General features: G+C 64.4%; 7 protein-coding genes. 3 read left to right on the top strand and 4 right to left on the bottom strand.

What is annotated here, in order from left to right:
* Positions 1 to 10: 10 nt before the first annotated feature.
* The 3 genes from ABI582_RS09705 to ABI582_RS09715 are packed head-to-tail and all read right to left on the bottom strand — an operon-like array spanning position 11 to position 3,904.
* Complete coding sequence (locus ABI582_RS09705) at positions 11 to 211, bottom strand: DUF1656 domain-containing protein (protein ID WP_009685040.1); 201 nt, start codon at positions 209 to 211, stop codon at positions 11 to 13.
* Positions 201 to 2,378: an FUSC family protein gene (locus tag ABI582_RS09710; protein WP_041167558.1), complete on the bottom strand. Its 2,178-nt coding sequence runs from the start codon at positions 2,376 to 2,378 to the stop codon at positions 201 to 203. The genes ABI582_RS09705 and ABI582_RS09710 overlap by 11 nt, the downstream gene beginning before the upstream one ends.
* Positions 2,375 to 3,904, bottom strand: coding sequence for an efflux transporter outer membrane subunit (locus ABI582_RS09715; protein ID WP_442119057.1), 1,530 nt, complete (start codon positions 3,902 to 3,904; stop codon positions 2,375 to 2,377). The genes ABI582_RS09710 and ABI582_RS09715 overlap by 4 nt, the downstream gene beginning before the upstream one ends.
* A gap of 192 nt (positions 3,905 to 4,096) precedes the next feature.
* Between ABI582_RS09715 and ABI582_RS09720 the strand changes: the two genes are divergently transcribed.
* Positions 4,097 to 5,044, top strand: a complete 948-nt coding sequence (locus ABI582_RS09720) for a LysR family transcriptional regulator (RefSeq protein ID WP_016497987.1) — start codon at positions 4,097 to 4,099, stop codon at positions 5,042 to 5,044.
* A 78-nt stretch (positions 5,045 to 5,122) separates the two neighbouring features.
* Positions 5,123 to 6,097, top strand: coding sequence for a 2-hydroxyacid dehydrogenase (locus ABI582_RS09725; RefSeq protein ID WP_442119058.1), 975 nt, complete (start codon positions 5,123 to 5,125; stop codon positions 6,095 to 6,097).
* Between the two features lie 134 nt (positions 6,098 to 6,231).
* Here ABI582_RS09725 and ABI582_RS09730 read toward each other — a convergent pair whose 3' ends face one another.
* The gene (locus tag ABI582_RS09730) at positions 6,232 to 7,134 is read right to left on the bottom strand and encodes a DMT family transporter (RefSeq protein WP_061202747.1); all 903 of its coding nucleotides are present in this window, start codon (positions 7,132 to 7,134) and stop codon (positions 6,232 to 6,234) included.
* 175 nt (positions 7,135 to 7,309) lie between these two features.
* On the opposite strand from ABI582_RS09730, the gene ABI582_RS09735 reads away from it, so the two are divergent.
* Complete coding sequence (locus tag ABI582_RS09735) at positions 7,310 to 8,185, top strand: helix-turn-helix domain-containing protein (RefSeq protein ID WP_442119059.1); 876 nt, start codon at positions 7,310 to 7,312, stop codon at positions 8,183 to 8,185.
* Positions 8,186 to 8,244: the final 59 nt, after the last annotated feature.

Here is an 8,244-nt window from a genome sequence, read left to right on the forward strand (position 1 = left end):
CGAAGGATTCTCACCAGTAGACAGTCAGCGCCATGGCGCCGAACAGGCAGACGAACAGGCTCAGGCGCAACAGCGCCGGGTGCCAGAAGAAGCGGTAGCCATCATGGCTGGCAATGAACCGGTCCAGGCCCCAGGCCAGGCCCAGGGCGAACAGGAACATCAAGGTCATGGTGGGCATGTACACGCCATGGAAGGCGATCTCACGGGGCATGGTGCAATCCTTTCGCCGGTGCCAACGGCGACTGTGGGTCGAGCAAAGAGGAACGGATGAAGTGCAGGTAGCTTTGCGCGCGGCGCAGTACCGAGGTGTCGAAGTGCCGGGCGAACGGTTCGTCGGTGGCCTGCACGCGGGCAATGGCATGGTCCACGGCGACCAGGGCGCGTTCGTGGTTGCTGGCACTGGGCTGCAAGAACAACCGCGTCAGGGCACGGCCCATGACGCGGATGGCCTGGCGCCACGGCTGTGACTCGGCGTAGGCCGGGTGCACCGGTGCGCGGGCTTGTTCCTTGCGCAGCTCGATCACGGCGTGGCCGATTTCCAGCACGGTGAACATCCAGCCCATCAGCTGGCTCTGCACCTGCGGCTTGCCGGCCGCCAGGCCATAGGCCTGGTGCAACAGGTCGCGGGTGCGGCTTTCGAAGGCCGTGCCGATGCCACGCAGGCGCCCGCTGATGGCAAACAGCACCTGCTCGCGCAGCTCTTGCTCCAGGCGGCTCCACAACCAGCGGCTGTTGGGCGGCAGGATGATCGCCCCGGCGGCGGCGCAGACAAACATGCCGATGACCATGCCGATGTAGTCGTTGATGAAGGTGTACGGGTCATACACCGTCAGGTTGTTGGGCACCGAGCCAATCGCAAAGAACACCAGCAGGCCGATGCCGTAACCGGCATAGGCCGGGCGTGACGAGAGAAACGCGCCCAGCACGAACACCGGCGCCAGCACCATGCACAGCAGCGGGAAGCCGTCGATCCAGGGGAACACGAAGAAGGTTTCGAAAAAGCCGATGAAAGCGCCGATGGCGGTGCCGCAGGCCATCTGGAACGACATGCGCTTGGGGTTCGGCGAGGCCGCCGAGAGGCCCACGGTGACGGTGGCGATCAGGGTCATCATGGCGCCACTGGGCCAGTCACTGAGCAGCCAGTAGCTGCCCAGCAGCAACAGCACCGCCGAGGCGCGGATACCCGCAGCCAGCGACACCAGCCAGCTGGTCTGCGCCACGTAGGGCTCGTCCCACTGCTCGCGTTCGTGCTTGTGCGCAGCCAGCGAGGCGTGGGTTTCGGCGTAGCTGTACATCTCGTCGACGAAGCGGTACAGCAGTTCGAACGCAGTGTGGAAGTCGAGCAGGTCGGATTCGCTGGGCTCGGTCGCCAGGTACTCGGCGCGTAGCCCGCGCACCTGGGCTTGCAGGCCTTCCTTGTAGGCCGCCAGCTCCAGGGTCAGGCGCAGTGCATCGGCGTCGGTCAACGCCCGGCCCACGTAAGGCTGCAGCAGCTCCACCAGGGTGTTCAGGCCCGGTTCGATGGCACTGACGATCTGCAGCGGGCCGCGGGCGCGCAGGCGCTCCAGCAGGCGATGCAGGGCATTGAAGCGTGTGGTAATGGCCATGAATTCGCTGTTCATCCGTACCAGCCGGCCACTGCGACGGCGCATGTGCGGGTCTTCGAAGGCGGTGACGTTGCGCAGGCTCTCAAGGCCCACCGCCTCGGCAACGAAGCGCACGTTGCTGCTCTCGAAACGGTCCTTCTGGCTATCGCCACGCAGCGCCTCGACCACTACCCCGGCAAACACGCCAAAGCGCTGGTACAAGGCGTTGCGCATGGCAGCACTGGCCGACTGCGGCAGGATTGCGGCACTGACGAAGGTCGACACCAGAATGCCCAGGGCAATTTCCAGCACCCGCCATACCGCGGCCATGAACGCCTGGTCGGGGTGCTGCAGCACCGGCAGGCCGATCATCGCAGCGGTGTAGCCGGCCAGCACAAAGCCATAGGCGCGGAAGGTGCGGTAGCGCATGGCGCCGGCCGAGCACAGGCCTACCCACAGGGCCAGGCTGGGCAGGAACAGCTCGGTGTTCTGCGGGAAGATGGCAATCAGCGCCACCATCATCGCCGACCCGGCGAGGGTGCCGAGCACCCGGTAGAAGCTCTTGGCGAACACATGCCCGCTTTGCGGCTGCATGACGATGAACACGGTGATCATCGCCGTGCGCGGTTGCGGCAGCTCCAGGCGCATGGCCAGCCACAGGGTGATGAACGCGGCGGCCAGCACCTTGAAGATATATACCCAGGTCACGCCGTCGGTGCGCGCCCAGGCAAAGAAGCCCCGGCGCCATTCCAGGCTTTGCAGCCAGCGCACGGGCAAACTGGAAGTGCTCATTCGGCGTTATCCGGCTTCTTGTCGAAAATGGCCAGGGTGGCCGGGGTTTTCGGCGCGGCCTGGCGTTCCTCTTTCGGCGCATCCTGACCGGCCTGCAGGCCACCACCCAGGGCGGTGACCAGCTCGGCATGGGCGATCAGGCGGGCGGCCTGCACCTGCTGCTGCACCTGTTGCTGGCGGAACAGCAAAGTCTGCGCGTTGAGCACGTTCAGGTAGTCGGTAAGGCCGCGCTGAAAGGCGACCATGGCGATGTCATAGGTTTTCTGCGCGGCGGCAACCGACTCGGCAGCGAAGTGCGACTGCTCTTTCATCGACTCGCGGCGGATCAACTGGTCGGAGATGTTCTTCAGTGCCTCCACCACGGTCTGGTTGTAGCGCGCCACAGCCACGTCATACCCCGCCGAGGCCACACCCAGTTCTGAACGCAGGCGACCACCGTCAAAGATCGGCAAGCTGATGGCCGGGCCGACGTTGTAGTTGAATTTGCGCCCGGTCAGGAATTCCAGCGGCCCCCCGCCGGTGGCCATGAAGCCCAGGCTGCCGACCAGGTCGACGTTGGGGAAGAAGCCGGCGTGGGCGACGTCGATGCCACGCGCCTGGGCAGCCACCTGCCAGCGGCTGGCGACCACATCGGGGCGCTGGCCGACCAGTTCGGCAGGCAGGTTCGATGGCAGTTTCAACGGTGCGGCCAAGGCCAGGGCCGGGCGCTGCAATTGCGCGCCCTCCCCCGGGCCCTTGCCGGCCAGTGCGGCCAGCTGGTTGCGGGTCAGGGCAATTTCTTCGTTCAGGCTGTCGAGCTGACGGTGGGTTTCCGGCAGCGGCGCTTCGGCCTGGCTGACTTCGAAATGAGTGCCGATACCGGCATCCAGGCGGCGCTTGGCCAGGGCCAGGATCTGTTCCTGCTGCTCCAGTTCGGCCTTGACGATATCGCGCTGGGCAAAATGCAGGCTCAGCTGGATATAGGCGCGCACCACGTTGTTCTGCAACTCCAGCTGCGCCTGGCGGGCCTCGGCCACGCTCATGTGTGCCTGGTCGACGGCCTGCTCGCTGGCATTGCGCTCGCGTCCCCACAGGTCGAGGGCGTAGCTGAAGCCGATGGCGGCGTTGTTGTCCCAGGTGTTGGCGCCCGACAGCGCGCCCGGGCCGTAGAACTGGTCTTCAGGCCAGTTGTGGCGTTTGAGCGTGGCCTGGCCATTGCCCTGGAGCTTTTCCGCCGACTCGACCACGCCGGCCATGGCCTTGGCCTCACGTACCCGCGCTGCGGCCATGGCCAGGCTCGGGCTGCCGGCTATGGCCAGGGTAATCCAGCGATCCAGCTGCGGGTCGCCATAGGCGTGCCACCACTGCTGGTCGGGCCAATGGGCGTCGGTCGCGGCTTCGCGTATGGCTGCGTCGGTGGTCAAGGTATTGGCTTGCAGCGTCTTGCTTTGCGGGGCGATGCCCCAGGTTCCGATACAGCCACTCAAGGTGAGGGCAAGGGCACAGGCACTGAACGCATTGAGCGTTCTGATGATGCGACGCGGCACAGCTGCGATTTCCCGAGGAAGAGGTGAAGGGGGCTGGGCAATTCTAGGGGGCGGCAGCACTGGCGATAAGCGCAGATTCCTGCGAATCTTTGTTACCAAAACAGCGATAATCCGCCTTTGGTCGAAGGCAACTTTTCAGCTTTTCTGCGTTACTTCGTGACACAATTTTGTCCTCTACATCGAGAGTGACCCATGGACACCCTGCAAAACATGCGTGCTTTCAGTTGCGTAGCCCAGCTTGGCAGCTTTACCGCTGCTGCCGCGCAACTGGATACGACCACCGCGAACGTGTCGCGGGCGGTCTCCAACCTGGAAGCCCATCTGCAAACAAGGCTGCTCAACCGTACCACCCGCCGCATTGCGCTGACCGAGGCCGGCAAGCGCTACCTGATGCGCTGCGAACAGATTCTTACCTATGTGGAAGAAGCCGAAGCCGAAGCCAGCGATGCCCATGCCCGCCCGGCCGGGCAGTTGAAGGTGCACTCGATGACCGGGGTGGGCCAGCACTTCGTGGTCGATGCCATTGCCCGCTACCGCGAATCGCACCCGGACGTCACCTTCGACCTGACCATGGCCAACCGCGTGCCCGACCTGCTCGACGAGGGCTATGACGTGTCCATCGTGCTGGCCACCGAACTGCCCGACTCGGGGTTCGTGTCGCAGCGCCTGGGCATCACCTACAGCATCGTCTGCGCCTCGCCCGACTACATCGCCCGCCACGGCAGCGCGCAAAAGCCCGCCGACCTGCTCAAGCACGCCTGCCTGCGCATGGTCAGCCCGGTGATCCCGCTGGAAAAATGGCTGTTTGACGGCCCGGAAGGCCAGGAGATGGTCAACATCACCAGTTCGCCGTTCATGGTCAATACCGCCGATGCCATGAAGACTGCCATCCGCAGCGGCATGGGCGTAGGCGTGCTGCCGATCTATTCGGCCATTGATGGCCTGCGTGATGGCAGCCTGGTGCGGGTGCTGCCCGAATATCGCCTGCAGGAGCTGAACCTGTACGCCATCTACCCGTCCCGGCAGTACCTGGACGCCAAGATCAAGACCTGGGTCGAGTACCTGCGCAACTCGCTGCCGGAGATTCTCGCGGCCCATGAGGCCGACCTGAAAACCCATCAGGTGCTGATCGCCAACTAAAAAGCTGCTGCATTGCGGGGGTGGACAATGGTAGGTTGCTAACCATTACCTACCCCCGCCTTGCAGAGAAGTTGCCCGATGAAAAAGACCGTCCTGGCCTTCAGCCGCATCACCCCGGCCATGGCCGAGCGCCTGCAGCAAGACTTCAACGTGATTTTGCCCAACCCCAAGCTGGGCGACATCAACGCCCAGTTCAACGAAGCCCTGCCTGAGGCCCACGGCCTGATCGGTGTCGGCCGCAAGCTGGGCCGTGCGCAGCTTGAAGGCGCGGCCAGGCTGGAGGTGGTGTCCAGCGTGTCGGTTGGCTACGACAACTATGACCTGGACTACTTCAACGAGCGCGGCATCGCCCTGACCAATACCCCCGACGTGCTCACCGAAAGCACCGCCGACCTGGGCTTCTCGCTGGTCATGGGCTGCGCCCGCCGCACTGCCGAACTGGATGCCTGGACCAAGGCCGGCAACTGGCAGGCCACCGTGGGCCCGGCCCTCTTCGGCAGCGATGTGCATGGCAAGACGCTGGGCATCGTCGGCATGGGCAATATCGGAGCCGCCATTGCCCGTCGCGGCCGGTTCGGCTTCAACATGCCGGTCATCTACGCGGGCAACAGCCGCAAGACCGCGCTGGAGCAAGAGCTGGGCGCGCAGTTCCGCAGCCTGGAGCAGCTGCTGGCAGAAGCGGACTTCGTGGTCATTGTGGTGCCATTGTCTGACGCCACCCGCAAGCTGATCGGTGCGCGTGAGCTGAAACTGATGAAACCAAGCGCGTTCCTGATCAACATCGCCCGCGGGCCGGTGGTGGACGAAGCCGCGCTGATCGAAGCCCTGCAGAGCGGCACCATTCGTGGAGCAGGCCTGGATGTGTACGAGAAAGAGCCGCTGAGCGATTCGCCGCTGTTCAAGCTGCCCAATGCGCTGACCTTGCCGCACATCGGTTCGGCCACTGCCGAAACCCGTGAGGCCATGGCCAACCGTGCGATGGAGAACCTGCGCGCAGCGCTGCTGGGTGAGCGGCCGCGGGACCTGGTGAACCCGCAGGTGTGGAAGGGCTGATAGTTATTCGTTGCCTGCACCGGCCTCTTCGCGGGTAAACCCGCTCCCACAGGTACTCCACAGCCCTCAGGACCTGTGCAATACCTGTGGGAGCGGGTTCACCCGCGAAGAGGCCGGTACAGGCAACAGATTATCTATTTGGCCACCAAAATACCGTCAGCCACCTTGGCCTTGGGCTTGCGAAACACCAGCACATTCCCCGCCATCACCGCCACCAGCCCCAACAAGGCCGGCGCCGTCCACTGATACCCTTCGGCCACCGCCGACACATTCAACGCCACCAACGGGAACAGCACCGTGCAATAGGCTGCCCGCTCCGGCCCCATGCGCCCGACCAGGGTCAGGTAGGCAGTGAAGCCGATCACCGAACCCGGAATCACCAGGTACATCAGCGAACCGATGTAGCGGGTGTTCCACTCCATGGTGAAAGGAATGCCGCTGAACAGGCAATAAACCATCAGCATGGCGGCCCCGTAGACCATGCCCCAGGCATTGGTGGTCATGGGCTTGAGCCCGGCCTTCTGCTGCATGCTCGACAGCATGTTGCCCGCCGAGAAACACAACGTGCCGAGCAGGGCCAGGCCGAGCCCGAACAGGGTCTCGCGGCTGGCGGCATGGTGGGACAGCTCTGGCCAGAACAGCAGCCCCAGGCCGAGCAGGCCCAGGGCACCGCCGCCCAGCACATTGGCGGCGATCTTCTGGCCGAAGAACACCCGCGCGTTAAGTGCGTTCCACAGGGTTGCAGTGGAGAACACCACGGCGATCAGGCCACTGGCAATCCACTGGCTGGCAGTGAGGAAGCACATGAAATTGACGCAGAACAGGCACAAGCCCTGGGCCAGGCAGATCTGGTGGCCGCGGCGGTTCATGGGTTGCAGGCGACGGGTGAGCAGCAGGATGGCGAACAGGATGAGGCCCGCCAAGGCAAAGCGATAAACGATCGAAACCGGGATGGCGACAACGCCCAGCTGGAGCTTCAAGGCGATCCAGGTGGTGCCCCAGATCAGGACGGTAAGCAGGTAGAGTGACAGGTTCATGGGTGGGGCTCCTCAAGCGGTCGTCCATTCACACCGGGGCCGCGGCCCTCGCCAGTGCGCCACCAGTGTTTGCCCTGTGCGGCGCCTGGCGCTTGCACAAACTTGCGCTTTTCCTTTGCCGGTAGATGCCACTCGATGCAAGGCGCAGTAGGATGGCTGGCAAGAGGACCCGCCCATGACGACACTCACCCAACTGCAAGTGTTCAACGCCATGCATGCCTCTCCCCATGCCAGGCTGGAACTGAGCGCGCACCTGGGCGATGGGCTGGCCGCGGCGCTGTGGAGCAACCGCGACGATGCCCGCGACTATCAGGCCCCCACCCACCACACCCTGTCGTGCTACATCGCTGACGGCACCGGCACCTTTCGCCGCCAGCGCCCGGCCGACAAGGGCGCGCCCGGCAAGCTGTGCGTGATGCCGGCCGGGCAGGAGTCGAACTGGGTGGTCAATGGTGCAATCCGCCTGGCGCACCTCTATGTCAGCGAGGTGCAGTTCGCCCTGGGTTGTGTGCGCCTGCTCGACCGGGAACCGCGTGAACTGCAGTTGCAGGAAGCGACCTTTCTGGACGACCCGCAACAGGCCGTGCGCTTTCGCCAACTGATCACCCTGGACTGGGACGAGCCCGGCGAGCGCTTGCTGGCCAGCAGCCTGGCCCACGAGATCGTCGACCATGCGCTGCTCAATCAGGTCGGGCTGCGCCAAGGCCTGCGCCTGAAAGGCGGGCTGGCGCCAAACCTGCGCCGACAACTGGTTGACTACATCGAGGCGCACCTGGACCAGCCGATTACCCTGGGCGAACTGGCCTTGCGCTGCAACCTGTCCGAGTACCACTTTGCGCGCATGTTCCGCAGCAGTTTCGGCCTACCGCCGCACCAGTACCTGCTGGCCCGGCGACTGCACCGGGCCTGCCAGCTGCTGCAGCTGGGCGTGATGCCGCTGGGGGAGATTGCCCTTTTGTGCGGGTTTGCCAGTGCCAGCCATTTCAGCAACCGGTTCCGGCAGGCGCTTGGTGCAACACCTGGGGAATATCGCTCGGCATTCAATGCGTGAAATGGGGCCGCTTTGCGGCCCTTTCGCGGCACAAGGCCGCTCCTACAGGGATCATGGTT

The sequence above is a fragment of the Pseudomonas sp. SAS7 genome, from assembly GCF_052112345.1.
In the GTDB taxonomy this organism is placed as follows: Bacteria; Pseudomonadota; Gammaproteobacteria; order Pseudomonadales; family Pseudomonadaceae; genus Aquipseudomonas; species Aquipseudomonas putida_Q.

Coding starts and splice junctions, on each gene's coding strand:
- ABI582_RS09710 (WP_041167558.1), bottom strand. CDS start 2,378: ATGAGCACTTCCAGTTTGCCCGTGCGCTGGCTGCAAAGCCTGGAATGG.
- ABI582_RS09730 (WP_061202747.1), bottom strand. CDS start 7,134: ATGAACCTGTCACTCTACCTGCTTACCGTCCTGATCTGGGGCACCACC.
- ABI582_RS09720 (WP_016497987.1), top strand. CDS start 4,097: ATGGACACCCTGCAAAACATGCGTGCTTTCAGTTGCGTAGCCCAGCTT.
- ABI582_RS09735 (WP_442119059.1), top strand. CDS start 7,310: ATGACGACACTCACCCAACTGCAAGTGTTCAACGCCATGCATGCCTCT.
- ABI582_RS09725 (WP_442119058.1), top strand. CDS start 5,123: ATGAAAAAGACCGTCCTGGCCTTCAGCCGCATCACCCCGGCCATGGCC.
- ABI582_RS09705 (WP_009685040.1), bottom strand. CDS start 211: ATGCCCCGTGAGATCGCCTTCCATGGCGTGTACATGCCCACCATGACC.